This is a genomic window from Amycolatopsis sp. YIM 10 (assembly GCF_009429145.1).
Classification (GTDB): Bacteria; Actinomycetota; Actinomycetes; order Mycobacteriales; family Pseudonocardiaceae; genus Amycolatopsis.
In genome coordinates this window covers 7,092,851-7,119,017 of record NZ_CP045480.1, presented here as the reverse complement: position 1 = coordinate 7,119,017, position 26,167 = coordinate 7,092,851, and the positions used below count along the sequence as shown (strand labels likewise).

The window sequence follows — 26,167 nt, the reverse complement described above, 5'->3', positions numbered from 1 at the left end:
TTCACCGATGCCGCCGGCCGGGTTCGCACTCACGATGTGCTCGACGGTTCCCCCGCGCGAGCAAAGGAGCTCGAGTGCAGTCACCGACTTCCACCCCCAGCGGCAGCAGAAACCCCCGGTTCCGGCGGAGCGCCAAGGCGGTCACCGCCCTGACGATCGCCTTGGCGCTGGTACCGGCCCCGGCCTCGGCCGACGAGATCGGCCAGGCACCCACCCCCTCGAACATCACCGGCAGCGGCAGTTTCTCCACCACTTCCAGCACCATCACCGGCCAGTCCGGTTTCGGCGGCGGGACCGTGTACTACCCGACGGCCTCGGGCAAGTACCCCGTGGTGGCCATGGTTCCCGGCTTCCTGTCCGACTGGAGCAGCATCAGCTGGCTCGGCCCGCGCGTGGCCTCATGGGGCTTCGTCGTGGTGGGCGCCAACACCAACAGCGGCCTGGACGACCCGACCTCCCGCGGCGACCAGTTGCTCGCGGCGCTGAACTGGGCGGTCAACTCGTCGCCGACCGCGGTACGCGGCAAGACCGACGGCACCCGGCGCGGGGTGGCGGGATGGTCCATGGGTGGCGGCGGCACGCTCGAAGCGCTGGCCAAGGACACCAGCGGGGTGGTCAAGGCCGGGGTCCCGCTCGCCCCGTGGCACAACGACAAGTCCTGGAACCAGGTGAACGAGCCGGTGTTCCTGATCGGCGGCGAGAACGACGGCGTCGCGTCACCCGACTCGCACGCCATCCCGTTCTACAACTCCCTGGGCGGCCCGAAATCCTTCCTGGAACGCGCCGGTGCCAACCACTTCTTCCCGAACTCGTCCGATCCGACGGTCTCGCGTGCGGTGGTGTCGTTCCTGAAACGCCACGTCAGCGCCGACAACCGGTTCTCACCGTACGTCTGCGGCTTCAGCGGTAGCGCCGTCTCCGACTTCCGCAGCAACAGTTGCTAACGCATCCACTTCGCAAGTTCGACCCGCGACCGCACGCCCAGCTTGGCGAAGATGTTGCGCAGGTGGTGGTCCACCGTCCGGGTGCTGATGGCCATCCGGACGGCCACCTCCCGGTTTGTCGCACCGTCGGCCACCAGGCGGGCGATCTGCGCCTGGTGGGGCGTGAGCGCCTGGCCGGGGCGCGTGCGGCGGGGTCGAACCGGTTCGCCTGCCGCGCGGAGTTCCACGGTGGCCCGCGCGGCCCACGGCCGGGCGGCGAACCGTTCGAACGTGGTCAGCGCGCTCTGCAGGAACTCCCGCGCCGCCTTGGGTTTGCGACGGCGGCGCAGGTGCTCGCCGAAGAGCAGTTCGGTCCGGGCCGGCTCGAACGCGCCGGTGCCGTGCCGGGCCAGCGCCTCGCGATAACGCTCCTCGGCTTCCCCCGCGTTGTCGGCGAGCAGCGCGTGGCACCGGGACGACAGCGCGAGCCAGTGCGGACTGCCGGTGCTGCCCGCCCACGCGTCGTACACCTCGAGCGCTTCGGCCGCGACGTTCCGCTGTCCACATCGGACGGCTGCTTCGACCAGGTGCGGGGTGGCCGCGACCCCCACGATGAGGTGGCCGTTGCCGGTGGTCGTGCCGCGCAGCCGCGCGACCACGTCCGCGTACTGCCCGTCGGCCAGTGCGAGCGCGGCCAGCGCCCAGGTGCGGAACGCCTCCGCGCGGCCGATTCCGTGCCCGGACAACCGGTTCGACGCCGCTCGCAGCCGCATCAGGCAGGTACGCCGGTCACCGGTCATCGCGGCGATCGCGGCGAGCAGAGCCAGGTAGTTGCCGGCGAGGTTGTCCTGCCCGCTCTCCCGGGCGAGCCGGAGCCCGTCGAGTCCGGTCGCCGGATTGTCGTAGCGGCCCAGCGCGAACTCCGCCAGCGTGGCGGCCTCCATGGCCTGGGGGAGCGCGGACGCGTCGCCGTCCGCCCGTGCCACCCGGATCGCCCGGGTGGCCAGTTCGAGCGCCCGCGCTTCGTCACCGCGGAAGATGGCGGCCGTGCTGGTCCTGGTCAGCGCGTCGGCGTCGTCGAGCGTGGGCGCCAGCGCGAGCAGGCGCCGCGACGAGTCCACCGCCAGGCTGTGGGCACCGCGGAAGGTCGCGGACAAGGTGGCGAGGTGGTCGAACATCGCTTCCACCTCAGGCGGTTCGTCCGGGCGCCGCAGCGCCAGCGCCCGCCGCGCGAGTTCCGGGTAGCGGGAATAGCGGCCGGACAGGCACAACGCCTCGCCGGCGCGGATGAACGCGGCCAGTGCGAGGTGCCGATCGCGGTCCGCCAGTTCGTCCGCCGCGGCCAGCAGCGTGCGGCGCGCCGCGCCCGCCGCGCCGACCCGCAGTTCGATCTCGCCGGCCAGCACCTTCGACTTCGCTCGGACGTCGACGGGGACGACCCGGTGGAGCAGCAGCCGCGCCCGGCTCGGTTCACCGGCGCGCCAGGCGTGCCGGGCGGCCGCCACCAGCCGGATCGCCGCGGTGTCCGCGTCGGCGGTCAGGTCGGCGGCCCGTTCCAGTGCCCGCGACGCGGTGGCGAAACTCCGCACCGGCTCGGCCGCGGCCCGTGCCAGCTCGGCGGCCAGTTCCTCGTCCGGGCCGGTCGCGGTGGCGGCGCGGTGCAGCACCTGCCGCAGGGTGCCGGGGGGCAGCGCCTCGGCCAGGCACCGGTGAGCCGCTCCGCGTTGGGCGACAGTCGCTTCGTGGTAGGCGGCCGAGCGGAGCAACGGCGGTGAAAAGACCACGGTGGTGTTCTCGACGCGGATCAGCCCGGCCGACTCGGCGGGCTCCAGTGCCGCGATGTCCACCCCGCGCGAGGCCGCCGCGCGGACCAGGGTGTCCACATCGGACGGATCATCGGCGGCGGCCAGCAGGACCAGCGACCTGGTCGCGGCGGGCAGCCGGGCCAGCCGGGCCCGGTAGGCGCGGTGCAGGCGGCCGGACGGCGGCAGCGTCCGGGGTACCGGTAGCTCGCCCCGGAGCTGGGCGGCCGTCAGCGACGCGGCCAACTCGGTCAGCGCCAGCGGGTTGCCCATCGCCGATTCGGCGAGGGCCGCGCGCACCTCCGGCAATGGCACGGTGGCCACCAGCACTTCCCGGCTCGCCTGCTGGTCGAGTGGCAGGAGCCGATGGGAGGGAAGCCCGGAGAGGGGGCCGCCGTCGCAGCTTTCGTCGTTGTGGGTGAAGAGCATTCCGATGCGGTCGTTCCCCACCCGTCTGGCCACGAAGGACAGTACGCGGAGGGACGGCTCGTCGACCTGGTGCGCGTCGTCCACGGCACACAGCACGGGACGCTGCCGCGCCGCCTGCCGCAACGAGCGGAGCACCTCGGCGGGCAGGGCGAGGCCTTCGTGCGCGCCTTCTTCCAGCGTCCGTGCGAGGCGTGAGGTTTCACCGGACAACTGCTGGAGCAAGTGGTGCAATGCGGCGAACGGGACGGCTGATTCCGCTGCGTGACCGGTGATGCGGAGAACGGTGAAATCGGCCGCCTCCGCGATGGCGAATCGTACGAGTGCGGACTTTCCGATGCCCGTTTCCCCGTGCAGCACGAGTCCGCCACCCGCGCCCGCGGCGATATCGGACAGCAGGCCGCCGATCTTTTCGCATTCCGCCCGCCGGCCGGGCAACTTACATTTCATCAGTGCCCTTTTCCGACATTCAGCCATTGCCGAGCAGGGTGCGGGCACGCAGGGCCGCTTCCGCCTCGAACCGGAAATCGGGATCGTTCAGCCGGTCGCCGAACAACTCCATCAGCTGGTGCATCCGGTAGCGGACGGTCTGCGGATGGGTGCCGAGCAGGGTCGCCACCTCCGGGGCGCTGCGGCCGGTCGAGGTGAGCCAGGCCAGCAGGGTCGACTCCAGGCGGTCGCGTTGCACGGGCGTCATGTCGCGGAAGACCAGCAGCACCCGGTCGCTGAGCTGCTGCGCCAGCTGCTCGTCGGTGAGCAGGAGCAGCACGCTGAGGTGGTCCGCGCAGGAGACCAGCGGTTTCGGCGAAATGGCACCGCGCTGGACCAGCTGCAGCGCGCGGCGGGCCCAGCGCAGCGAGTGGTGGGCCATGGCGATCGGGACGGTGGGGCCGAGCGCGGCGCTGGTGCCGCGCAGGGCGGCGCGCAGCGACGCCTCCATTCCCGGCGCGTCCGGGTCGGGTACCAGCAGGTACGGCTCGGCCTCGTCGGACGACTGCAGCACGGCCGGGGGCAGGGCGGGCCATTCGACCGGTGCCCCGTCGGCCGGTTCCACCGCGACGCAGGCCGCGGTCGCGGGCAGCGGCCATCTCGCCTGACGTGCCAGGTCCTCGACCGCGCTCCACGACGCCGGGGTGTCCGAGATCAGCTGTGCGAGCAGGCGCTCGCGCATCCGCTGCCGGGTGTTCGCGGTGGCCGCCTGCGCGTCGGTGTAGCCCTTCACCGACTCGGCCGCCATGTCGTTGATGTGGGTGAACACGGCTTCGGCCAGGATGCCGGTGGTGTCGGCGGAGAACCCGGCCCGCCTGGCCACGTTCGCGTACTGGCGCCAGGCGACCCTGGCACCCACGCGGTAGGCGGCGTGCAGCGCGTCGACGCTGCGGCCCTCCTGCAGCTCGCCCCGGCCCAGCCGCCGGAAGATCTTGGTGTTGTGCGCCTGTGGCGCGTCCGGGTCGGCGATCAGCTCCACGAACTGCCGCAGTGCCTGTTCCACGCCCAGCCGGAGACCGGCGCCGAAGCTGCCCGACATCGGCCGGTTGTACGCCGGGACCTCCCGCCGGATCGCGGTGATCATCTCCTCGGCGACCTTGGGGATCTCCGGGCGCAGCCAGGACGCCACCGACGGGGGCAGCGCCCGCCACGGGAATTGATCGTCACGGGACGAATTCGACATCGGTCGCGGCCTCTCCTCGTTTTTTATCCGGACCGCTTCGGGAACTCGGGAACTTCATGGATAGCACAGATGTGCGCGCCGCGGGACAGGTTGTCGTCCCCCGCACAAGTGCGCGCGGCGAATTATCACCTCCGTGACAGGTAAGCCGAAGTGGGGTAGGCGGAGCGCTGGTTCGAGTCGCCGTTCACTTTCCGCCGGACGGCCGAATGTGCCGGAAATCAGCGGTCCGGCGGTTTTGCTCCGCGAATACCGGTGGGAGTGTAACCGCCCGGGGACGGGCACTGCGGGCACAGCGGGCACCGAATACATCGAACGGAGAGGCGGATCACCGATGCGCGTCGACACCCCCGGGCTGCTGCCGGATTCTCGCCCGGCAGGCGTGCGCCGCCGGTGGCTGCCCGCACTCGTGCTGGTCGTGTGGCTCGTGCTGGGCGCGGTGGGCAGCGGTGCGCCTGGCGCACTGAGCCACGTGCAGCGCAACGACGGCGAATCCTTCCTGCCCGCGACCGCCGAAGCCACCGAAGTCGTGCGGCTGCAGGAAAAGATCATGGGCGGGAAGATCCAGCTCGCGCTCGTGGTGTTCGACCGGCCCGCCGGGCTGACCGAAGCCGACGGCACGGCGGTGGCCGCGCGGGTGGCCGAGGTTTCCCGGCTCGCCGGGTTGACCGGCCCGCCGTCGGCACCCGTTCGCGCCGACGACGGCCGGGCCCTGCTGGTCACCGTGCCGGTTTCCGGGGTGGACGGTTTCGAGGCCGGGCGGACCGTGGAGCGGATGCGGGACGTCGTCCGCGCGGACCTCCCGGCCGGGCTGACCGCGCGGGTGACCGGACCCGCCGGGTACACCGCGGACCTCGGCGAGGCGTTCGCCGGGATCGACGGGCGATTGCTGGTGGTCACCGCGCTGGTGGTGGCGCTGGTGCTGGTCCTGGTCTACCGCAGCCCGCTGCTGCCGGTGGTGGTGCTGGCGTCCGCGGGCCTCGCGCTGGTCGTCTCGGCGCTGGTGATCCACCCGCTCGCGGCGAACGGGGTGCTCACGCTCAACGGGCAGAGCCAGGGAATCCTGTTCATCCTGGTGTTCGGCGCGTCCACCGACTACGCGCTGCTGCTGATCGCGCGGCATCGTGAGGAGTTCGCGACCGCGGTGAGCCCGAGCCGGTCGGTGGCGGCCGCGGTGCGCTCGTCGGCCGAGTCGATCACCGCGTCCGCGGGCACGGTGGTGCTCGGCCTGGCCTGCCTGCTGTTCAGCGAACTCTCGTCGAACCAGGGGCTCGGCCCGGTCGCGGCCATCGGCATCGCCGCCTCCCTGCTGGTCTCGCTGACCTTCCTGCCCGCGGCACTGGTGCTGCTGGGACGCGCGGCTTTCTGGCCCGCGCGGCCAAGAGCGAAGCCGGGGCCGCGGCTGTGGGGCCGGGTGGCGGCGCTGGTCGGCCGCCGGTATCGGCCGGTGTGGGTGCTCAGCGTGCTCGTGCTGGCCGGGCTGGCGGTGCTGGCGGGAACGCTGCGCTCCAGCGGGGTGCGGCAGCCCGAGGTCTTTCTCGACCGGGTGGAGGCGGTCGCCGGGCAGGAGGTGCTGGAGCGCCACTTCCCGGCCGGGGCCGGGGATCCGGTGGTGATCATCACCGAACCCGGGGTCGCGGCGGCGGTGGCCACGGCGGCGCGGGTGCGGGGTGTGGCCGATGTGCGGGCCGGGGCCCCGGCCGGGAACCTGGTGCAGCTCGACGCGACCCTGACCGCGCCCGCCGAATCGCCGGAGGCACGCGAAACCCTGGCGGAGATCCGGAAAGCGGTGCACGCGGTGCCGGGAGCGCCGGTCTGGGTGGGCGGGCGGACCGCGATCCAGCAGGAGATCACCGAGGCGGCCGAACGCGACCGGCGGGTGATCATTCCCGCGGTGCTGCTGGTCGTGTTCCTCGTGCTGGCCCTGCTGCTGCGGGCACTGGTGGCCCCACTGGTGCTGATCGGCACGGTGGTGCTGTCCTTCGCCGCCACGCTCGGCGTCGGGGCGCTGGTGTTCAACGAGGTACTGGGTTTCCCCGGCTCGGATCCCTCGGTGCCGCTCTACGCGTTCGTGTTCCTCGTCGCGCTGGGCGTGGACTACAACATCTTCCTGGTGACCAGGGTCCGCGAGGAGGCGCGCCGGGCCGGGACCAGGGAAGGCACGTTGCGCGGGCTGACGGTGACCGGCGGGGTGATCACCTCGGCCGGGGTGGTGCTGGCCGCGACCTTCGCCGCGCTGGCCGTGCTGCCGATCCTCTTCCTGGCCCAGATCGCGTTCCTGGTGGCGTTCGGCGTGCTGCTGGACACGCTGCTGGTGCGGTCACTGCTGGTGCCGGCGCTCACCGTCCACATCGGACGGGCGATCTGGTGGCCCGGCCGGTTGCGCCGAGGGGCGGTCTGAGGTGCGGGTGGCCAGCACCGCCCCGGCCGCGATCACCACCGCGGCCGCGATGACGGCGGCCTGGAAGCCGGGCACGAACGCGGCCGAACCGCCGCCGATGCCCTGTGCCGCCAGGCCGACGTCGGTGCCGGGCGGGGCCAGTTCGCCCACCTGCCACGAAACGACCGCGCCGAGCACCAGGATCCCGGCCACCCCACCGGCCTGCGTGGCCACCTGCTGCAACGCGGAGGCGAGCCCGGACATGGCCACCGGGGCGTTGGCGATGACCACCTGGGTCGCCGCGATCAGCGCCACCCCGGTGCCGGAACCGAGCACCAGCGCGGCGGGCAGCACTTCGGCCTGCGTGGTCGCCGTGCCGATGGCGAGGAAACCGAGCATGCCCAGCAGTACCAGGACCAGGCCGCCGACAGCGGGCCACCGGGGCCCGAACTTCGCGGTGAGGGCACCGCCGACCGGCGCGCTGAGCACCAGCACGGCGGTCAGCGGCAGCAGCCATTCGGCGGTGGCGACCGGATCGAAGCCGCGGAGGTTGCGCAGATAGAGGGTGAGGAAGAAGAGCAAGCCGTACAGGGCGAAGTAGATCAGTCCGATGAGGACGGTGCCGAGCACGACCCCGGGCGCGCGGACGAGTTCCAGCGGGCGCCCCGGCCTGCCCGCCGCGCGCGACTCACCGACGGCACACAGCGCCAAGACCACGGTGACCGCGGCGATCGGCCCGTTGACCAGGAACACCATCGGCCAGCCGAAGTTCTGGACGATCAGCCCGGCGACGACCGGTCCCGCCGCGATGGACAACGCGCCCGCCCCGCCCCACACACCGAGCGCGAGATCGAGGCGCTTGCCGGAGAAGGAGGCCCGCAGCAGGGCGAGCGCGGCGGGTTGCAGCAGCGCGCCGCACGCCCCCTGCACCGCTCGCAGCGCGATCAGCAGCCAGGCGGCCGAACTCACCGCGATGAGCAGCGAGACCACGCCGAACCCGGCGACCCCGGCGACGAAAACGCGCCGCCTGCCGATCCGGTCGGCCAGCCTGCCCGCCGGGAACAGGGCGATGGCGAGCGCCACCAGGTAGGCGTTGGCGATCCACTGCAGTTCGGCCAGCGAGGCACCGGCGTCACGCGCGATGTCCGGTCCGGCGATGGTGAGCGCGGTGCCGTCGAGTCCGACGATCACGCCACCGAGGGAAACGGTGACCAGTAGCAGAGCGGGATGATTTCGGGGCTTGAGCCGCATCATGGTGAACGCCGATGCTAATCGCGGGGCACCGCCGATATCAATAGCTGGGAGAGCGATGGAAATCGAAGTGATCGCGGAACGTCCGGCCCGCCGGAATGTGCTCGGAATAACCGTCCGTTCGTCGGCACTGAATACGACGGTCACCGTCGGCCTGGTTACTCCGCCGGACTGGCGGCCGGGCACGCGGCGCGGCTGGCCGGTGCTGCACCTGCTGCACGGCGGGGACGACGTCCCCTCCTGTTGGCTCGACCGCACGGACATCGTCGACCGGGCACTGGCGCACCCCGGCGGCCTGCTCGTGGTGCTGCCCGAAGGCGGCCGGGCGGGCTTCTACACCGACTGGCGGCGCCCGCTTTCCCCGGCCTGGCACCGATTCCACACCGTGGAGCTGCGGTCGCTGCTGGAAACCAGGTACGGCGCCGGTACGGCCAGGGCGATCGCGGGTGTGTCCATGGGCGGTTACGGCGCGGTCGTCTACGCCGCGCGCAACCCGGGCATGTTCCGGGCCGTGGCGTCCTACAGCGGCCTGCTGCACACCACCCGGCGCGGAGTTCCCTTGCTGCTGCGGTACTTCCTGCGCAGCGTCGGCGAGCGGATGGGAGCGATGTGGGGGTCGCGGTGGTACCAGCGCGCGCTGTGGGCGGAGAACAACCCGTACCGGCTGGCCGAGCGGCTGGTCGACACGCCGCTGTACATCGCGGCCGGTGACGGCACCAGGGTGCCGGGTGATCCGCCGGCGCCCGGTGATCGCCTGCTGGAGCGGCTGATCGCACCGACGAGCCACGACTTCGCCCGGCGGATGGCCGAACTCGGTGCGCCGGTGCGCACCAGTTTCGGGCCGGGTACGCACGACTGGCCGTCGTGGTCGCGAGAGCTGGGCCGGTCGTGGGAATTCCTCACCTCCGCACTCACGCAGGGTGAGAAATGTGCGTGATGGTTCACCGGCGCCGCCGGTGAACCTGAACCGTCGTGACAAACAAACCGACTCCTCAAGTTGTTGTGATCTGCGTCACTCGGTGATTTTGTTGTGTGGATATTTATTCCGCGGTTAACGTCCCCCGCGTCGTTCGTTGTTTCCCGTTCCTGTGTCGTGGTCCACAGTTGGGATTCCACCATGCCTGATCAACACCCTGCCTTTTCGCGGCTCGAGCTGGTGAGCGCGTCGCTCGCCGCCAGGGCCGGTGACAACGGCCCCGCCTTCACCTTCATCGACTACCTCGACGCCCCGGAGGGCACCGAGCACACGCTGAGCTGGGCCGAACTGGACCGGCGGGCGCGGGCGGTCGCCGCCCGGCTCACCGAAGTCAGCGCGCCGGGCGAACGGGTCGCGCTGCTCTGCCCGCAGAACCTCGACTACGTCACCGGATTCTTCGGGGCGCTCTACGCGGGCATGGTCGCGGTGCCGTTGTTCGCGCCGGAGGTGAGTTCGCACGCGGCCCGGCTGGTCGGCGCGCTCGCCGACTGCGATCCCGAGGTGTGGCTGACCTCCGAGTCGGCCACCCCGGGCCTCCGGGAGCTGCTCGACCGGCACCCGGTGCCGCGGCCGAAGCAGCTGCTCGCCGTGGATTCCTTGCCGGAGCAGGACTTCGAGCCGGTTCGGGTGTCCGCCGAGCAACCCGCCTACCTGCAATACACCTCGGGTTCGACCAGGAAACCGGCCGGGGCGGTGATCACCCACCGCGCGCTGGCCGCCAACGTGCGGCAGGTGCGCGCGGCCTTCGGTGTGGACGAGAACTCCACCTGCGCCGGCTGGCTGCCGCTGTTCCACGACATGGGACTGGTGAACCTGGTCGCCCTGCCCGCCGGGGCCGGGTGCCGCTCGGTGTTCACCACGCCCTTCGCCTTCATCCGCAAGCCCGCGCGCTGGCTGCGGATGATCTCCGCCTATCCGGGCGTGATCACCGCCGCGCCGAACTTCGCCTTCGACTACGCCGCCCGCTCGGCCGGGGAGGACCTGGCCGGACTGGATCTGAGCCGGGTCGAGGTGATGATCAACGGCAGCGAGCCGATCCGGCCGGAGACGGTCGACGCCTTCCTGGCCGCGACCGGCCCGCTCGGATTCCGCGCGACCGCGCACCGGCCGTCGTACGGGCTGGCCGAGGCGACGGTGTTGGTCAGCACGACCGTCACCGGCGAGGTGCCGAAGACCACCACCTTCGACCGGACGCGGCTCGGTCCCGGCGAGCGGACCGCCGTGGTGCCCGGTGACGACGACCGGGCCGCGCCACTGGTGTCCGTCGGCCATGCGGTCGGCCAGGCCCTGCGGATCGTGGTCGACGGCAGGGAGGTCCCGGACGGTGTCGTCGGGGAGATCTGGCTGCACGGCCCGAACCTCGCCGCCGGCTACTGGCGGCAGGCGGACCGGTCCGCCGAGGCGTTCGACGGTTACCTCATCGAGGGCGCGCCGGCCGCGGGCTGGCTGCGCACCGGGGATCTCGGTGTGCGTCACGACGGCGAGCTGTACATCACCGGGCGGCTGAAGGACCTGATCATCGTCGACGGCACGAACCACTACCCGCAGGACATCGAAGTGACCGTGCAGCAAGCACATCCGGCGATCCGGCGGGACCGGCTGGCGGCGTTCGCCGTCGAGCGCGACGGGCACGAGGGACCGGTGGTGGTCGCCGAGCACACCACGCGGGTCAAGCTGGACGACGAGCTGCGCGGGGACGTCGGGCGCCAGGCCAGGGCGGCGGTGTCGCGGCGGCACGACCTGCGCCTGCTGGACTTCGTCCTGGTGCCGCCGGGCACGGTGACGCGCACGTCCAGCGGGAAGATCGCGCGCGCGGCCATGCGCCGCCGCTACCTGGCCGGGGAGCTGGGATGACCCCGGCGTCGGTGCGGGACCTGCTCGCCGCCTCGATCGCCAGGGTCTGCCGCCTCGATCTGTCCGAAGTGGACGACGACCGGCCGCTGCCGGAGTACGGCCTGACCTCGCGGGAGGCGGTCCAGCTCGCGGGTGAACTCGCGGACGCGCTCGGCACGGAACTGCCGTCGACCCTGCTCTGGCGGCATTCGAGCATCTCCGCGCTGGTCGCCGCGCTGGTGGACGCCCCGGTCGAGGCGGCGGAACCCGTGCCGGCCCTCACCGGTGAGCCGATCGCCGTGGTGGGCATCGGCTGCCGCCTGCCCGGCGGTGTCCACGGCCCGGCGGACCTGTGGGAGTTGCTGCTGGGCGAAGGGAACACGAGCACGCTGGTGCCGGACGGGCGCTGGGAGCAGTTCGGGCACGACTCGCCGGAACAGCTCGAACGCCTCGCCGGCACCACGCGCTGGGGCGGGTTCCTGGACGACATCGCCGGGTTCGACGCCGGTTTTTTCGGCATCGCCCCGCGCGAGGCGGCCATGATGGACCCGCAGCAGCGGATGCTGCTCGAAGTGGCCCAGGAAGCACTCGAACACGCCGGGATCGCGCCGGATCGCCTGCGCGGCAGCCGGACCGGGGTGTTCGCCGGGATCAGCGGCAACGAGTACAGCAGGCTGACCCTCGGCGACGTCAGCCGGGCGAATCCGTGGACCGCCACCGGGGCGGCGCTGAGCGTCGCGGCGAACCGGCTGTCCTACGCTTTCGACCTGCGCGGCCCCAGCATCGCGGTGGACACCGCGTGCTCGTCCTCGCTGGTCGCGGTGCACCTGGCGATGCAGAGCCTGCGCAGCGGCGAGAGCGAGGTCGCGCTCGCCGCCGGGGCGAACCTGTTGCTGGGCCCCGAGGTGACGGCGAGCTTCGACCAGCTGGGTGTCTGCGCGCCCGACGGCCGGTGCAAGGCGTTCGACGCGGCCGCGGACGGCATCGGCCGGGCGGAGGGCGCGGCGGTTGCCGTGCTGAAGCCGTTGTCGGCCGCGATGCGGGACCGGGATCGGGTGCTCGCCGTGCTGCGTGGTTCGGCGGTGAACTCCGACGGCCGGTCCGGCGGCCTGACCGCGCCGAATCCCGAGGCGCAGCAAGCCTTGCTGCGTGCCGCCTGCGCTTCGGCGGAGGTGGATCCGGCGGACGTGGACTACGTCGAGGCACACGGCACCGGCACCGCGCTCGGCGACCCGATCGAAGCCGGTGCGCTCGGCGCGGTGCTGGGCCAGGCACCCGGGCGGCGGCAGCCGCTGGTGCTCGGTTCGGTCAAGAGCAATCTCGGCCACCTGGAGGCCGCGGCCGGGATCACCGGCCTGATCAAGGTCGTGCTCGCGCTGACCCACCGGCGGATCCCGGCCAGCCTGCACTTCCACGAGCCGAGCCCGCACATCCCGTTCGAGCGGCTGCGGCTCGAAGTGGCGGCGGGGGAGCGGTGCTGGCCCGAGCACGGGCGACCGGCACTGGCCGGGGTGTCCGGATTCGGCTTCGGTGGCACCAACGCGCACGTTGTCGTCGAACAGGCGCCGGACTCTGCTGATCACGGCGGCCGGGCGGGAGGTCAATTCCTGCTCGCCGCGCCGACGCGCGCCCGTGTCCGCCGCGCGGCCGACCGGCTCGCGGACTGGCTGTCCCGGCCTGGGGCGGGAGCCGGACTGGCCGACGTCGAGCACACGCTCGCGCGCCGGGCGAGCGGCCGGGTCCGCGCCGTCGTCACCGCCAGAGATCACCGGACCTTGGTGTCGGGACTGCGTTCGCTCGCGTCGGACACCATCACGCCCGGCGTCGCCTTCGGTGAGCGAGGCCGGGCGGGCGATGGTGCCGTGTGGGTCTTCTCCGGTCAGGGCGCGCAGTGGCCGGGCATGGGACAGCAGTTGCTGGCCGAGGAACCGGCCTTCGCCGACGCCGTGGCGGAGCTGGCGGAAGCGGGCCTGCCGCTGCGTGACGTCATCGCGAACGGGATCGTGCCGGAGGCCTTCGAAGAGTTGCAGCCGATGCTGTTCGGCTTGCAGGTGGCGCTCGCGCGGTTGTGGCAGCACCACGGCGCGCGACCCGCGGCGGTGATCGGGCATTCGCTCGGTGAGGTCGCCGCCGCGGTGGTCGCCGGGGCCGTATCGCCGGCCGACGGCGTGCGGATCGTGAAGACGCGCTCGCGCCTGCTGGCCACCACGGCGGGCCGGGGCGCGATGGCCATGCTCGAGTTGTCCGCGGACGACGTGGCCGGACTGCTGACCCGGTATCCCGAGGTGGAGCCCGCCGTGTTCAACGCCCCGCGGCAGACCGTCGTGGCCGGTCCGGTCGAGCAGGTGCACGCGGTGGTGGCCGAGGCGGCGGAACGCGGCGTGGCGACCGGGCTGATCAAGTCCACCGTGGCCGGTCACTGCCGCCTGGTGGAACCGATCACCGCTGCGCTGCGGGACGAACTGTCCGCGGTGAAGGCGCTGGACCCGGTCGTCCCGATCTATCCGACGGCACTCGGTGGCGCGTACTTCGACGCGGCCTACTGGGTGGCGAACGTCCGCCGACCGGTCCGGTTCGCGGAGGCCGTCGAGGCCGCGCACGGGGACGGGTACACGACGTTCCTGGAGATCTCGGCGCATCCGCTGCTGCGGCACGCGATCGGTGAGATCGTGCCGGACGCCGTCGTGCTCGGCACGCTCCGGCGAGCGGAGCCGGGCAGTTTCCAGGCCGCGGTCGGCGCCCTGCTCGCGCACGACGAGAAGCCACCGCGGACCGCCGGACGGCTCATCGACCTGCCGACCACCGAATGGGAGCACACCGCGCACTGGGCGCCGCCGCTCGTCCCGGCGGCCCCGGCCGGGGACCACCCGCTGCTGGGCACGCACGGGGAACTCCCGGACCAGGACACCCATCTCTGGCGCGCCGATCTCGGCACGGAACGCCATCCCTGGCTGGCCGACCACCGGATCGAGGGCCACCCGATCCTGCCCGGTGCCTGCTTCGTGGAGATGGCCTTCGCCGCCGCGGCGACCGCGCTCGACCGGCCAGCCGAGAAGATCGGCCTGCGGACGATCGCCCTGCACCAGCCGTTGCCGCTGGCCGAGCACACCTGGGTCACCACGACCTGCACGCGCACCGAGGTCCGCTTCCACACCAAGGGGCCGGACGGCCGGTGGATCCTGCACTGCGGTGTTTCGCTCACCGACGCGGACGGTGGCACCGAGTGGCGTCCGCCGGCGCGCTGTTCCGAGCCGGTCACCGATCTGTACGAACGGTTGCGCTCGCTCGGCGTCGACTACGGCCCGGCGTTCACCAGCGTGACCGGGGCGTACCGGGGCGAGGGCAGCGCGGTCATGACGGTCGAGATCCCCGAAGCCGCACCCCGCGCCGGATACCTCATCCACCCGGCGTTGCTGGACGCCTGCCTCCAGGGCATGGTGGCGGCCGCGCCGGACCTCGGACCGGATGTCCGGTACGTGCCCATGGAATTCGGTGAGGTCCGGTTGTTCGGCGATCCGGGGTCCGGCGTGCGGGTACACGTCTCGGTGACTCCGGGCGAGGGCGGGGCGACCGGCGAAGTCCGCCTGGTCGACGGTGACGACCAGGTGCTGCTCGAAATCACCGGGGTGTTCCTGCGCGAGTTGAGCCGTTCGCCGGTGGCGGCGCCGCTGGGCGACAGCCTGCTCGCCCGCGAATGGCTGCCGGTCGAACCGCCACCGGCCGGGGAAGCCGGTCCGGTGGTGCTGGTGGCCGAACCGGGTCATCCGCACGCGAACGCAGCCGTGTCCGCCTTCGAAGCCGCCGGGTCGCCTTGTCGACTCGTGTCGGTCGGCGAGACGGCGATGCCCGAACGGCCGTCCGTGGTGGCGCTGCTCGTTTCCGGCGCCGACGATCCCGAAGCGGGCCGCCGGGCCGTGCTCGACTGCGTGGCGTGGGCGCGCGCCCTGGCCGAGTTGCCGGGTAAGCCGCCGCGACTGTGGCTGGTCACCACCGCTGCCGCGGCGGTCCTGCCCGGTGAGCCGGGGCGGCCCGGTCTCGCGTCCCTTCGCGGGCTCGTCCGCGTGTTGTCCTACGAGCACCCTGGCCTGCGCACGAGCTGGCTCGACGTCGACACCGTCGCGGAACTGGTCACCGAGTTGACGGCCGGAGCACCCGAAGACGAAGTGTCCTGGCGCGACGGGCAGCGGTACGTGGGCCGGCTGGTGTCCGCGTCCCGGCCTGAGCCGGCGGTGCCCGTGGTCCGCCCGGACGGCGGGTACGTGATCACCGGCGGGTTCGGCGGGCTCGGTCTGCTGCTGGCCGGCTGGCTGGCCGATCGTGGTGCCGCGCGGTTGGTCCTCAATGGACGGACACCACCCGGTCCGGCCGCCGCCGCGGTGATCGGCGAACTGCGGTCGACCGGAACCACGGTCGAGATCGTGCTGGGCGACGTCGCGACGCCGGGAGTGGCCGAACGCCTGCTCGAAGCGGCCGGAACGCCTCGCGGCATCGCGCACGCCGCCGGGGTGTTCGACGATCGTCCGGTGTCCCGTTTGGACGATGAGACCCTGCGGCGGACGTGGCGGCCCAAGGCGGACGGCGCGTGGCAGCTGCACACCGCGAGCCTGGGGTACGACCTGGACTGGTGGCTCGGCTTCTCGTCGTCGGTCGCGCTGCACGGGCTTCCCGGGCAACCCGCCTACGCCACCGCGAACGCCTACCTGGACGCGCTCGTGGCGTTGCGGCAGGCTCGCGGCCTGCCCGCGGCGAGCGTCAACTGGGGTACCTGGGCCGCCGTCGGTGCCGCCGCGGACCTCGAGGTTCCCTGGATCCAGCCGATCGGGCCGGACGAAGGTCTCGGCCTGATCGAGGAGGTGATCGCGGCGGGACCGGTCCAGCTCGGGGCGGTCCGGCTGAACACGTCCCGGCTGGCCGCGGAATTCCCGGAGCTGACCGGAATCCCGTTCTTCGGGGAACTGCTCGACCGGCCCGGTACCGTCGAAACCGGTGACTGGCCGGGGATCACCGCCGCCCGGCAGGCCGATCCGCTCGAAGCCCGGGCTCTCATCACCCGTCAGGTCCGGTTCCGGGTCGCCTCGGTGATGGGCCTGGCCACCGACGCGCTCGCCGACGACCTGCCGCTGACCAGCCTCGGCGTGGATTCCCTGCTCGCCACGCGGATCCGCAACGCGCTCCAGCACGATCTCGAACTCAGCCTGCCGATGTCGTTGCTGCTCAACGGCGCGACCCTGGGCGAGGTCTGTGCTCGTGTGTGTGCCGAAAGCGGCGTCGGGGAAACGCGGCCGTCTGCGAAGCCGGCGGTTTTGGTGCCGCCTCGGGATGCGGCCGAACGACTGGTCGCGTCGGTGTGGCAGGAAGTGCTCGGTACGCCGGTCGGGGTGACGCACGAATTCCCCGGTGACGAAGGGCAGGCCGAGCGGGTCGCCTCGCTGCTGCGGGCGCGGTCCGGTCATGCGTTCGGCGCGGCCGAGCTGTTCGAGCGGCCGACGGTCGAACTGATGGCGAACCTCGTGCGGTCCGCGGATCGGGTGACCGGGCCGGTCCGTGTGCTCCGGGCGGGTCGTTTTCCGTTGTTCTGCTTCCATCCCGGCGGTGGCGACACGGCGGTTTTCCGTCAGCTGGTCGAGTTGCTCGATGTTCCGGCCTACGGATTCGACCGGGTCGCCGACACGACGTCCGTCGAGGAGCGCGCCGAACGGTTCCTGCCCGAGTTGCGGGCCATCCAGCCGGACGGGCCGTACCGGCTCACCGGCTGGTCCTTCGGCGGGTTCCTGGCTTTCGAGGTGGCGCAACAGCTTTCGGCCGCGGGAGCGGAGGTCGAACTGCTCGCGCTGATCGATCCCATCCTGCCGTTGCCGGAGCCACCCGGCTTGAGTGAGGTCGAACGGCTGGAGCTGCGGTTCCGTCGGTTCGCCGAGTTCCTGGAGACGAGTTACGGCAAGCGGGTTCCGCTGCCCTACCGGGAACTGGCCGGGCTGGCGGCGCCCGAGCAGGCGGACCTGCTCATCGCCACGATCGTTCGCGCCGGGCTGGTCAGCGAACAGGTCAGCGCGGCGATCCTTGCCCATCAGCGAGCGTCCTTTTTGGATGCCCGGCTGCTCGAGAACTACCAGCCGAAGCCGTATCCCGGCCGAGTGCTGTTCTACAGCGCGGGTTCGCCCGTGCCCGGCGGTCTGCGCGATCCGCGGTTCGACCGCACCGACCCGGCCCGCGGCTGGGACGCGGTGTGCCACGACCTCGAGATCGTGACCGTGCCGGGACACCACCTGTCCCTGCTCGACCCGCCGAACGTGAACCTGATCGCCCAGCACCTGGACGGCGCGCTGCGGCGCGTCGCCCGGTGATCCCAGGAGGCTTTCCATCATGCGCAGGGCTTTGCGGCTGCTGCTGGCCGCGTGCTTGTTACCCGTTCTGACCGCCGGACCGGCCGAGGCCGCGGTCGCCGATCCCACCTTGACGCCGGTGCCCGCGAACGCCGGGAAGGGCTGGGCGGCCAGCGGGGCGAAGGGCGTCATCGATCTGGCCGCCCGTGGTTACGTCGAAGAGGAATACCTGATGTCCGGGACGGCGAACACCTATGAGCAGGTGGGCGCGTGGACCGAGGACGGCCGGTGGAACATGCGCGTGGCCACGACCGGGAATCCGTACACGACGAGGATGCTGGTGGCGCGGCCGAGCAATCCGGCCAAGTTCAACGGAACTGTGGTGATCGAATGGCTGAACGTCAGTTTCGGGGTGGACATCCCGGTCGACCTTTCCCAGTCCCATGAACACTTTCTGCGTTCGGGTGCGGTGGTTGTCGGGCTGACCACGCAGAAGGGCGGCGCCGACAAGCTCAAGAGCCTGGATCCCGGGCGGTACAGCGGGGTGAACTTGAGTGCGGACACGTTGTCCTACGACATCTTCTCCCAGGCGGCACGGGCCGTGCGGGCTCATCCGGAGGTGCTGGGCGGGCGGACGCCGGAGGTGGTGCTCGGTACCGGGCACTCGCAGTCGGCGTTGCGGTTGACCACGTACGCGAATGCGGTCCAGCCGGTGGACGGGGTGTATGACGGCCTTATGTTGCACGGCCGGGCCGCGCTCGCGGCGCCGATCGGGGATGGGGTGATCGGCGCGTTGTCCGCGAAGATCCGGACTGATTTGAAGGAGCCGGTTTTTGTGTTGCAGGCGGAAACCGATGTCGTTTTTTCGTCGTCAGTCCGGCAGAACACGGCTCGGGTGCGAACTTGGGAGATCGCTGGGACGGCGCACGCTGATCAGTACGGTCTCGACCAGTACAACGCGGCGAATGCGCGGGACAAGGGGATCAATGGTGGGGCGCCTACTTACTGCGACAAGCCGGTCAATGCTATGACCTTCCGGTATGCGTCGAACGCCGCTTTCGATCATCTTGATCGGTGGGCTCGGGGTGGTGTGGCGCCTCCGGTGGCGTCGCCGATCCTGATGTTGGGGCCGATTATTCTGCGTGATTCTGATCAGAATGCGTTGGGCGGGGTTCGGTTGCCGGATTTCGATGTTCCTGTTGCGACGTACGGGCCTAATAACAGTGGGGGGAACGTTCCGGGGGCTTGTGGGCTGCTGGGGACTACGACGCCGTTTACGGCTGAGCGGTTGGGGGAGCTTTATCCGGATCATGATGTTTATGTTGAGAAGTTTGTGGAGGCGGCGGGGAAGGCGTTGGATGGTGGGTATTTGTTGAAGGCGGATTATGAGGAGGCTGTGGATCGGGTTTCTTAGGGGGTCCCGTCCCGGTCTTTGCCGTGTTTTGGGCTGTGGACCGAGGCGGGGAAGTCTGGGCGGGTTGCGTGTTGGGGGCGGCTTGAGTGGTGGGGCGGCTTGTTTCGCCTGTATGGGCCAATGGATTTGGCCGTGTGTCGCACATGTGTTTGGTATAATTGATCCATGGGGGTGTTGCTGGAGGAGATTCTCCTCGATATGAAATCCACTGCCGCGGAGATCGCTCGCCTGGAGGCGCGGTTGGCTCGGCAGGTGGTCTCGTTCACTCGTGCGTCTTCGGTGAAGCGCGGAGTGGCCGAGGAGTTGGCCATGGCGTTGTGCCTGACCAAGTTCAAGGCACACGCCCTGATCGGCCACGCCGAAGGCCTGGTCGATCGTTTCCCCCAGGTGCTGGGTTTGGTGGAGGAAGGTCGCGTACCGATGGCCTCGGCAGTGTCGGTGAATGATGCCGCCGCCTGGCTCGATGATGACAAGGCGCCGGTGGTGGACGAGGTGACGGCCGGTCGGCTGGTGGGCAAGAATCCGACGGCGGCTCGCCGGTCGGCGACTGCCGCGGTGGCGCGAGCTGATCCCGAAGGGTTCGAGGAGCGTGTCCGTAAGCAGCGCGAGGCAAGCGGTTTCTATTTGCACCACGGCGAATCCGGAGTAGCTGGCCTGTCCCTGGAGAACGCGCCCGTCGAGAAGGCCACCGCAGCCTACCTCTGCGTGGATCGCCAGGCTCGTCTTCTGAAGGCCGCGGATGAGCCCCGCACCCTCGATCAGCTTCGGTCGGACGTGGCTCTGGATATGTTGCTGGGCAAGCAGTTCGGCGGCGAGGTGAAGGCTCATGTCTATCTGTATCTGGATGCGTTGACGTATGCGGGCGTCCGCAATCACCCGGCTGAGTTGGCTGGTCATGGGCCGATCCCGGCGTCGCTGGCTCGCCACATCGCCGCCGGGGCCAAGACGGTGTTCCAGCGGATCATCACTGATCCGGTCAGCGGGCAGGTTGTCGAGTTGGGGCGTCGTCGGTATCGGCCCAGGGCTGGGCTGGATGAGTTGGTGCGGGTCAGGGATCGCGAATGTCGTCGTCCGGGGTGTACGCGGCCTGCGCAGTTCGGCGACCTTGATCACTGCGACAGCAAAGGCAAAGGCTGGAAGGACGGGTGTCCGACCGGGGCGGCGACGTTGGTGGGGTTGTGCCGGGCCGACCACAAGCTTCGCGACCTGCCGGGATGGCGTCACACCACCGGAAACGACGGCACCCTCACCATCACCACGCCTGCCAACCAGGCCTGCACCAGTGAACCCGAAGCCCTCAGCGGACCGAGCGGACCGGCTGGATGAGAGCGGCGCCGATCAGGCCGCACGCGCCTGCCAGCAGGTAGAGCGGGGTGTACCCGCCCAGGGTGGTGATTACGACGCCGGCGAGAGCCGGGGCGATGGCTTGGGGGGCCGTGTTGGCGATGTTGACGATGCCCAGATCGCGGCCCCGGTCGGCGTCCGAGGGCAGTACCTGGGTGATCAGTGCGTTGTCCACGGCGAGATAGACGCCATAACCGACGCCCATCAGGATGGCGGCGGTCAGGGCGCTCGGCCAGGAGTTGCCCAGGCCGAGCACGAGCATCGCGGCGGCCACGACGACGGAGGACGCGATGACAAAGGGCTTGCGCTTCCCCGAGCGGTCCGACCAGCGGCCGGCGAGCACGCTCGACGGGACAACACCGGCGGTGTAGATCAGGATCAGCACGAACACCGACGTCGCCGGGTCGGGGCGGTGCACTACATCTCGCAGGTAGTAGAGCAGGTAGAGCGTGCCGACGGCGTTCGCCAGCTGGATGGCGAATCGGCAGCCGAAAGCCCATCGCAGGTCCGGGGTCAGTCGTAGCCGTGGTCGTCCGGGTGTTGGTGGTTGCGGGAGGTCGGTTGGTTCCAGGAGGAAGGGCAGGATCAGTGCCAGTTCGATCAGTGCGAGGGTCAGGTAGGCGGCGAATTGTCCGGTTACCACTGTTGAGACCAGGAAAGTGCCGGTGATCAGGGACAGCGGTAGCGGCAGGCCGACGAAAGCCGAAACTACGCCGCGTTGCTCGACTGGGACCTGGTCGGGTACGGCTGCGCTCAGCGCCGCGTACAGTGCGTTTGTGCTGGCCTGCACGACGATCCACAGCACCGCGACACCGAGAATGGTGTGCTGCGTACCGAGTGCGGTGAGCGCGACACAACAGGCGAGTCCGCTGCCGAGCACCCAGGGGCGTCGTCGGCCGAAGCGGGAGGTTGTCCGGTCTGAAAGGGCGCCGGCGATGGGGCAGGCCACCATCGAGACGACGGCCGCCGCCGCGGTGATCCAGCCCAGTGCGAGCACCTTGCCACCGGGATCGATCGCTTCGATCTGGAGTGGCAGCAGCACCTGGATCGGCGTCAGCACGGCGATCGACATGCCGAACGTGGCCAGCGACAACGCGCCGATCCAGCGCTTGCCGACCGGAGTCGTCATGCTTCGCCGACCCGGACGAGAACCGTGCGGGGCCGCCTGCCGAGCCGTAGGAAGAACTCCAGGCGCCCCTGGGGATCGGTCCGCGGTTTCGACTCGCTGTTCCCGGCGGTCACCGGGTAGGGCGTGCTCGGTTCGAACCAGCCGGGTGTTCGGATGCGTGCCAGTCCCGAGCCGGTGAAGGAGAAACCTGATCGGTCCGCGTCCGCGAGAGTGGAGAACTCCATTCGCGGCCGGTCGATCTGCACCTCCCAATCCCTTACCTGGTAGGCGGATTCGGCTGAGACGTGGGTGAGTCGTGTGGGTGGCGGTGGTGGGCCGGCGAACGCCCGGAGCAAGACCGGCAGCGTCTCCCGCAGGTCGACTGTCCAATATGGCCAGTCGTGCGTACCAGGGCCGTAGTGCCATTCGTGGGCGATGCCCAGCACGGTGAGCTTTCGGTGGAACCGGAGAGATTCGTGGAACACCAGTGCTTCCACCGGGTCGGGCCGCCGTCCCCGGCGGTCCAGTGGGCCGGGCAGGCCGCTCCGGGTACGCACCACCAGTGTCATGCCGCGGAGGTTCACCGCGAGGTCCCACGGGTTGTGTGCCCGCCACCGCACGGCGCTGGTCCGGCGATCGCCCCAGATCGCGCCGGGTGCGCCACCGTCGCGTCGCGCCGCGATCCCCGGTACGAAGGTGTACCGGTTGGTGTCCAGTGCGCCGGAGAAGCTCGCGGCAGCCGAGAACAGGTCGGGATGCCTTGCCGCGTACGACATCGCGCCGAAACCGCCCATGGACAACCCGGCCAGCGCGCGGCTCTCCCGCCGCGCTTCGCTGTGGAAGGTGCGATCGACCCACGGCACCAGTTCGGTGATGTGGAAGGTTTCCCACCGGGTGCGGCCGTGGCGACCGGGACCGACCCAGTCGGAGTAGAAGCCGTTGCGGGCATCCGGCATCACCACGATGATCGGTGCGTCCTCGGTGGACCCGGTCGCGCCGCCCTTGTCCGTCCACGACCGGTAGTCGTCCTCCCCGCCGTGCAACAGGTACAGCACGGGAAAGGGGCCGTCGTCCGGGTAGCCGTCCGGGAACAGGATCCGCAACCGCGTTCGTTCCCGCAGCACGGGGGAGTCCAATTCGTACTCGACCAGCCGTGCCCCGAGCACGCACCGGGAAACCACCCGTGCGCCCATCACGCGTGTGCGAGCCGTTGTGCCCGGATCTGGCCGCGCCGCACCTTTCCGGCGTCGTCACGCAGCGGCTGGTCCACCCGTTCGAAGCTGCGCGGCAGCTTGTACGCCGCGACCCGTTCCCGGAGGTGGTCGAGCAGCGCGGCCTCGTCCAGCGGGCCGTCGGTCTGCACGACCGCGTGCACCAGGTTGCCGTACTCCTCGTCCGGCAGGCCGATCACGCAACTGGACAGCACCGACGGGTGTTCCTCCAGCGCGGTCTCGATCTCGGCCGGGAAGACGTTCGCACCGCCGACCAGGATCATGTCCGGCTTGCGGTCGGCGAGGAACACGTAACCGTCGTCGTCGACCCAGCCCAGGTCCCCGGTCGCCTCCCAGCCGCCTTCCGTGGTGATCGGTTCGGCGCCGAGATAGCGATAGGTCGCCGGGGTGCCGGGGGTGGGGCGCATCCAGATCTCGCCGAGCTTGCCGGTGGCCACTTCGCGGCGTTCGGCGTCGAGCACCCGGATCTCGCCCCGCGCGACCTTGCCGACGCTGCCAGGGTGTTCCAGCCATTCCACGCCGGAGATCAGGCACGCCGCCTGCGCTTCGGTGCTCGCGTACAACTCGTGCACACGCGCCGGGCCGAGCCAGGCCAGCCAAGCGCGCTTCAGCCAGGGGGCGCAGGGGGCCGCGCCGTGCAGCACGACCTGAAGGCCGGACAGGTCCGCCGCGTCCTTCACCTCGGCGGGCAGGCGCCACACCCGGTGCATCATGGTCGGCACGAGAAAGGTCCACTGCACGCGGTGCGCCTCGATCGACCGGAGCAGGTCCGCCGGATCGAATCGCGGCAGCACCACCACGTGGTTCCCGGTGAACAGGGCCGCCGCGGCCATCATGAACGGGCCGTTGTGCGACAACGGGCCCGCGACCAGGTGCACGCCACCGGCCGTCATGCCGAAGGCGTCGGCGTACTCGTCCATCACCTCACCGCAGGCCGGCTGGGTGGACAGGATCAGCTTGGGCCTGCCGGTGCTGCCGCCCGAGGCCGGTGCCTTCCAGCTGGGCGCGAGCGCCGGTGGCAGCGGCTCGTCCGAGGCCTCCGGGGTGAACCCCGGCGCGACGGCGGGCCACCGGCCGACGTCCAGCCCGACCACCAGCGCGGGCGCGGCCACGTCGAGCACCGCGCTCAGCTCGGCCGCGGGCAGGCGGTGGGACAGCGGCTGCGGGGTGGCGCCGAGCTTCCACACGGCCACCGCCGCGGCCAGGAACTCGACCCCGTTCGGCAGGGCGATCGTGACCAGATCTCCCGCGGTGACCCCGAGCCCGGCGTACGCGCGGGCGAGCGCGTTGGTGCGGCGGTCGAGTTCGCGGCGGGTCAGCACGTCCTGGCCGCAGGTCAGGGCCGGTCGGTCCGGCTCGGCTCCGGCGAGTCCGGACAGGCGGTCGGTGAGCGAGGTGGGGCCCATTCCGGCACCTCCTTCGTGACGTCGGCGTGCACATCGTCACGAGGGGCGAGGATTGCGACAATATGGTCCGGCGAACGCTGGTTTCCCGGCCAGCCCGGCGGTGCTCAGGTTGGAGGTTTCCACAATGAGTGTGCGTGCGGTGCTGGACGACCTGGCGGGGGAACCGGCCCGGCTCGACGCGGTGGTGGACCGGCTGGTCGCCAGGATCCGCGTCGACGTGCCCGAGTACGCGAGCGTGCCCGACCAGGCGCTGCGGCTGGGGAACCAGCGGATCGTCCGGGTCGCGGTCGGTGATCTGCGGGAGAGCCGCCTGCCGGGCGCGGACGAACTCCGCGAGATCACCGCGGTCGGCGCGGACCGGGCGCGCCAAGGGATCAGCCTCGCCGCCGTCCTGGCCGCGTACCGGGTGGCAGGCGACGAGTTCTGGCAGGTGCTGTCGGCCTCCGCGCGCGACCGCGGTGCTTCCGACAGCGCCCTGCTCCGCACTGTCGAACTGGTCTGGCAGTGGCTCGATTTTGTGACCGTGGCGGCCGCGGCGGCACATCGTGAGGTCGAAGTCCGCAGCGCGCGCGAGGACGAGCACCGGACCGGCGACGCCGTGCGCGCCCTGCTCACGCAGCCCGGTTCGGACCCCCAGCGCCATCTCTGGCAGCTGGGCCTCGCCCCGGTCGCCCGGTTTTCCGCCCTGCGAGGCCGTCTCGCCGCGGGAACCACGGTCTCCGCTCTGCGGGAACACCTGTCCGGCAACGGTTTGGTCGTGTCCGGCGCCGATCGAGAGGTGCTCGGACTGCTGACTTCCTCCGTCGCCCCGGACGCGGAGTTCGGCACCTTCGGGATCGGCCCGCCGGGCACAGCGGCCGAGGCGTACGCGTCCTACCTGGCCGCCGGGCGCGCGTTGGCGGCGGCGAGACGGCTCCGGCTGCCCGGTTCGCACCGCCTCGACACCCTGCGCCTGACCTGCGTGGTGGCCACCGAACGGGAGATGACCGACATCCTTGCCAACCGGGTCCTCGCGCCACTGCGTGCGAAAGGCGCCTACGGCAAGGACATCTGGCGTTCCGTGGTGACCTATTTGGACTGTGGCCTCCGGGTGGACCACACCGCGTCCGCCCTGCACGTGCACGCGAACACGGTGCGCCACCGGCTGGCGCGGTTCACCGAACTGACCGGCCTGAACGTGCACGACCCGGCGGACCTCGCCGAGATCTGGTGGCTCACGGTCTCCGTCCGGTAGCTAGCCCAGCGGCATGTGGCGGTTGACGTCCTTGTAGAGCAGGTACCGGAACCGGCCGGGGCCGCCGGCGTAGCAGGCCTGCGGGCAGAAGGCGCGCAGCCACAGGAAATCGCCTTCCTGCACCTCGACCCAGTCCTCGTTCAAGCGGTACACGGCCTTTCCTTCGAGGATGTAGAGGCCGTGCTCCATGACGTGCGTTTCGGCGAACGGAATGCAGCCGCCCGGCTCGAAGGTCACGATGTTGACGTGCATGTCGTGGCGGAGGTCGGCCGGGTCGACAAAGCGTGAGGTGCGCCAGGCACCGCCGGTGTCCGGCATGGCGACGGCTTCGACGTCGGCGTCGCTGGTCACGAAGGCTTCCGGGACCTCGATCCCGTCGACCCGCTGGTACCTCTTGCGGATCCACTGGAAGTGCGCCGCGTCGGCGTCGGACCGGTTCCACGCGGTCCAGGTCTGACCGGGCGGGAGGTACGCGTAACCGCCCGCGGTGAGCACGTGCTCGTCCTCGCCGATGCGCAGGGTGAGCGTCCCGCTGGTCACGAAGAGCACGGACTCGGCCGCCGGGTCCGCTTCGGGCCGGTCGCTGCCCCCGCCGGCCGAGACCTCCACCATGTACTGGGAGAACGTCTCGGCGAAACCGGACAGCGGACGGGCCAGCACCCACAGCCGCGTACCGGTCCAGAAGGGCAGCGCGCTGGTGACGATGTCGGAGTTCGTCCCGCGCGGGATGACCGCGTAGGCCTCGCGGAACATGGCGCGGTCGGTCAGCAGCTGGGTCTGTGGCGGGAGCCCGCCGGTGGGAACGTAATAGCCTGGCTGTGACACGGCGACTCCTGTTTTCGTATC

At 71.0% G+C, this 26,167-nt stretch carries 15 protein-coding genes; 8 read left to right on the top strand and 7 right to left on the bottom strand.

Features of this window, described 5'->3' with window-relative positions:
* Positions 1-74: 74 nt before the first annotated feature.
* Positions 75-944 (top strand): S9 family peptidase, encoded by an 870-nt coding sequence (locus tag YIM_RS33475; RefSeq protein ID WP_228004171.1) that lies wholly within the window; start codon positions 75-77, stop codon positions 942-944.
* On the opposite strand, the gene YIM_RS33470 is transcribed toward YIM_RS33475, so the two are convergent.
* Positions 941-3,601, bottom strand: coding sequence for an AAA family ATPase (locus YIM_RS33470; RefSeq protein ID WP_153034116.1), 2,661 nt, complete (start codon positions 3,599-3,601; stop codon positions 941-943). The two genes, YIM_RS33475 and YIM_RS33470, sit on opposite strands and share 4 nt — an antisense overlap.
* A gap of 19 nt (positions 3,602-3,620) precedes the next feature.
* Positions 3,621-4,823, bottom strand: a complete 1,203-nt coding sequence (locus tag YIM_RS33465) for a CdaR family transcriptional regulator (protein WP_153034115.1) — start codon at positions 4,821-4,823, stop codon at positions 3,621-3,623.
* Positions 4,824-5,154: 331 nt separating this feature from the next.
* Between YIM_RS33465 and YIM_RS33460 the strand changes: the two genes are divergently transcribed.
* Positions 5,155-7,221: an MMPL family transporter gene (locus YIM_RS33460; RefSeq protein WP_153034114.1), complete on the top strand. Its 2,067-nt coding sequence runs from the start codon at positions 5,155-5,157 to the stop codon at positions 7,219-7,221.
* Here the strand turns inward: YIM_RS33460 and YIM_RS33455 are convergent.
* A complete protein-coding gene (locus YIM_RS33455; RefSeq protein WP_255462747.1) occupies positions 7,141-8,391 on the bottom strand; it encodes an MFS transporter in 1,251 nt (416 codons plus the stop codon). The two genes, YIM_RS33460 and YIM_RS33455, sit on opposite strands and share 81 nt — an antisense overlap.
* A gap of 160 nt (positions 8,392-8,551) precedes the next feature.
* Between YIM_RS33455 and YIM_RS33450 the strand changes: the two genes are divergently transcribed.
* The 5 genes from YIM_RS33450 (at position 8,552) to YIM_RS33430 (ending at position 20,323) form a co-directional block, all read left to right on the top strand.
* The gene (locus tag YIM_RS33450) at positions 8,552-9,388 is read left to right on the top strand and encodes an alpha/beta hydrolase family protein (protein ID WP_194239843.1); all 837 of its coding nucleotides are present in this window, start codon (positions 8,552-8,554) and stop codon (positions 9,386-9,388) included.
* 180 nt (positions 9,389-9,568) lie between these two features.
* Positions 9,569-11,281 carry a fatty acyl-AMP ligase gene (locus tag YIM_RS33445; RefSeq protein WP_153034111.1) on the top strand — a complete coding sequence of 571 codons (1,713 nt, stop codon included), beginning with the start codon at positions 9,569-9,571 and terminating at the stop codon, positions 11,279-11,281.
* A complete protein-coding gene (locus tag YIM_RS33440) occupies positions 11,278-17,604 on the top strand; it encodes a type I polyketide synthase (RefSeq protein ID WP_153034110.1) in 6,327 nt (2,108 codons plus the stop codon). The genes YIM_RS33445 and YIM_RS33440 overlap by 4 nt, the downstream gene beginning before the upstream one ends.
* 19 nt (positions 17,605-17,623) lie before the next feature.
* Positions 17,624-18,997: an alpha/beta hydrolase domain-containing protein gene (locus YIM_RS33435; RefSeq protein ID WP_153034109.1), complete on the top strand. Its 1,374-nt coding sequence runs from the start codon at positions 17,624-17,626 to the stop codon at positions 18,995-18,997.
* Positions 18,998-19,162: 165 nt separating this feature from the next.
* On the top strand, positions 19,163-20,323 hold the full coding sequence (locus YIM_RS33430; RefSeq protein ID WP_228004170.1) for a DUF222 domain-containing protein: 1,161 nt from the start codon (positions 19,163-19,165) through the stop codon (positions 20,321-20,323).
* Here YIM_RS33430 and YIM_RS33425 read toward each other — a convergent pair.
* From YIM_RS33425 to YIM_RS33415, 3 genes are read right to left on the bottom strand one after another with little or no spacing between them, the layout of a single operon-like run.
* Positions 20,295-21,470 (bottom strand): MFS transporter, encoded by a 1,176-nt coding sequence (locus YIM_RS33425; protein WP_153034108.1) that lies wholly within the window; start codon positions 21,468-21,470, stop codon positions 20,295-20,297. The genes YIM_RS33430 and YIM_RS33425 overlap by 29 nt on opposite strands.
* Positions 21,467-22,642, bottom strand: coding sequence for an alpha/beta hydrolase family protein (locus YIM_RS33420; RefSeq protein WP_153034107.1), 1,176 nt, complete (start codon positions 22,640-22,642; stop codon positions 21,467-21,469). Before YIM_RS33420 ends, YIM_RS33425 begins: the two co-directional genes overlap by 4 nt.
* Positions 22,642-24,087, bottom strand: coding sequence for an AMP-binding protein (locus YIM_RS33415; protein WP_153034106.1), 1,446 nt, complete (start codon positions 24,085-24,087; stop codon positions 22,642-22,644). The genes YIM_RS33420 and YIM_RS33415 overlap by 1 nt, the downstream gene beginning before the upstream one ends.
* A 124-nt stretch (positions 24,088-24,211) precedes the next feature.
* Here YIM_RS33415 and YIM_RS33410 point away from each other — a divergent pair, with 124 nt between their 5' ends.
* A complete protein-coding gene (locus YIM_RS33410; protein WP_153034105.1) occupies positions 24,212-25,321 on the top strand; it encodes a helix-turn-helix domain-containing protein in 1,110 nt (369 codons plus the stop codon).
* On the opposite strand, the gene YIM_RS33405 is transcribed toward YIM_RS33410, so the two are convergent.
* Complete coding sequence (locus tag YIM_RS33405) at positions 25,322-26,146, bottom strand: bifunctional allantoicase/(S)-ureidoglycine aminohydrolase (protein WP_153034104.1); 825 nt, start codon at positions 26,144-26,146, stop codon at positions 25,322-25,324.
* Positions 26,147-26,167 lie beyond the last annotated feature (21 nt).

Bases quoted from the DNA above. Each gene is read 5' to 3' on its own strand.
- YIM_RS33465 (WP_153034115.1), bottom strand. From the start codon at position 4,823: ATGTCGAATTCGTCCCGTGACGATCAATTCCCGTGGCGGGCGCTGCCC.
- YIM_RS33410 (WP_153034105.1), top strand. From the start codon at position 24,212: ATGAGTGTGCGTGCGGTGCTGGACGACCTGGCGGGGGAACCGGCCCGG.
- YIM_RS33440 (WP_153034110.1), top strand. From the start codon at position 11,278: ATGACCCCGGCGTCGGTGCGGGACCTGCTCGCCGCCTCGATCGCCAGG.
- YIM_RS33435 (WP_153034109.1), top strand. From the start codon at position 17,624: ATGCGCAGGGCTTTGCGGCTGCTGCTGGCCGCGTGCTTGTTACCCGTT.
- YIM_RS33425 (WP_153034108.1), bottom strand. From the start codon at position 21,470: ATGACGACTCCGGTCGGCAAGCGCTGGATCGGCGCGTTGTCGCTGGCC.
- YIM_RS33470 (WP_153034116.1), bottom strand. From the start codon at position 3,601: ATGAAATGTAAGTTGCCCGGCCGGCGGGCGGAATGCGAAAAGATCGGC.
- YIM_RS33430 (WP_228004170.1), top strand. From the start codon at position 19,163: ATGGGGGTGTTGCTGGAGGAGATTCTCCTCGATATGAAATCCACTGCC.
- YIM_RS33460 (WP_153034114.1), top strand. From the start codon at position 5,155: ATGCGCGTCGACACCCCCGGGCTGCTGCCGGATTCTCGCCCGGCAGGC.
- YIM_RS33415 (WP_153034106.1), bottom strand. From the start codon at position 24,087: ATGGGCCCCACCTCGCTCACCGACCGCCTGTCCGGACTCGCCGGAGCC.
- YIM_RS33420 (WP_153034107.1), bottom strand. From the start codon at position 22,642: ATGGGCGCACGGGTGGTTTCCCGGTGCGTGCTCGGGGCACGGCTGGTC.
- YIM_RS33445 (WP_153034111.1), top strand. From the start codon at position 9,569: ATGCCTGATCAACACCCTGCCTTTTCGCGGCTCGAGCTGGTGAGCGCG.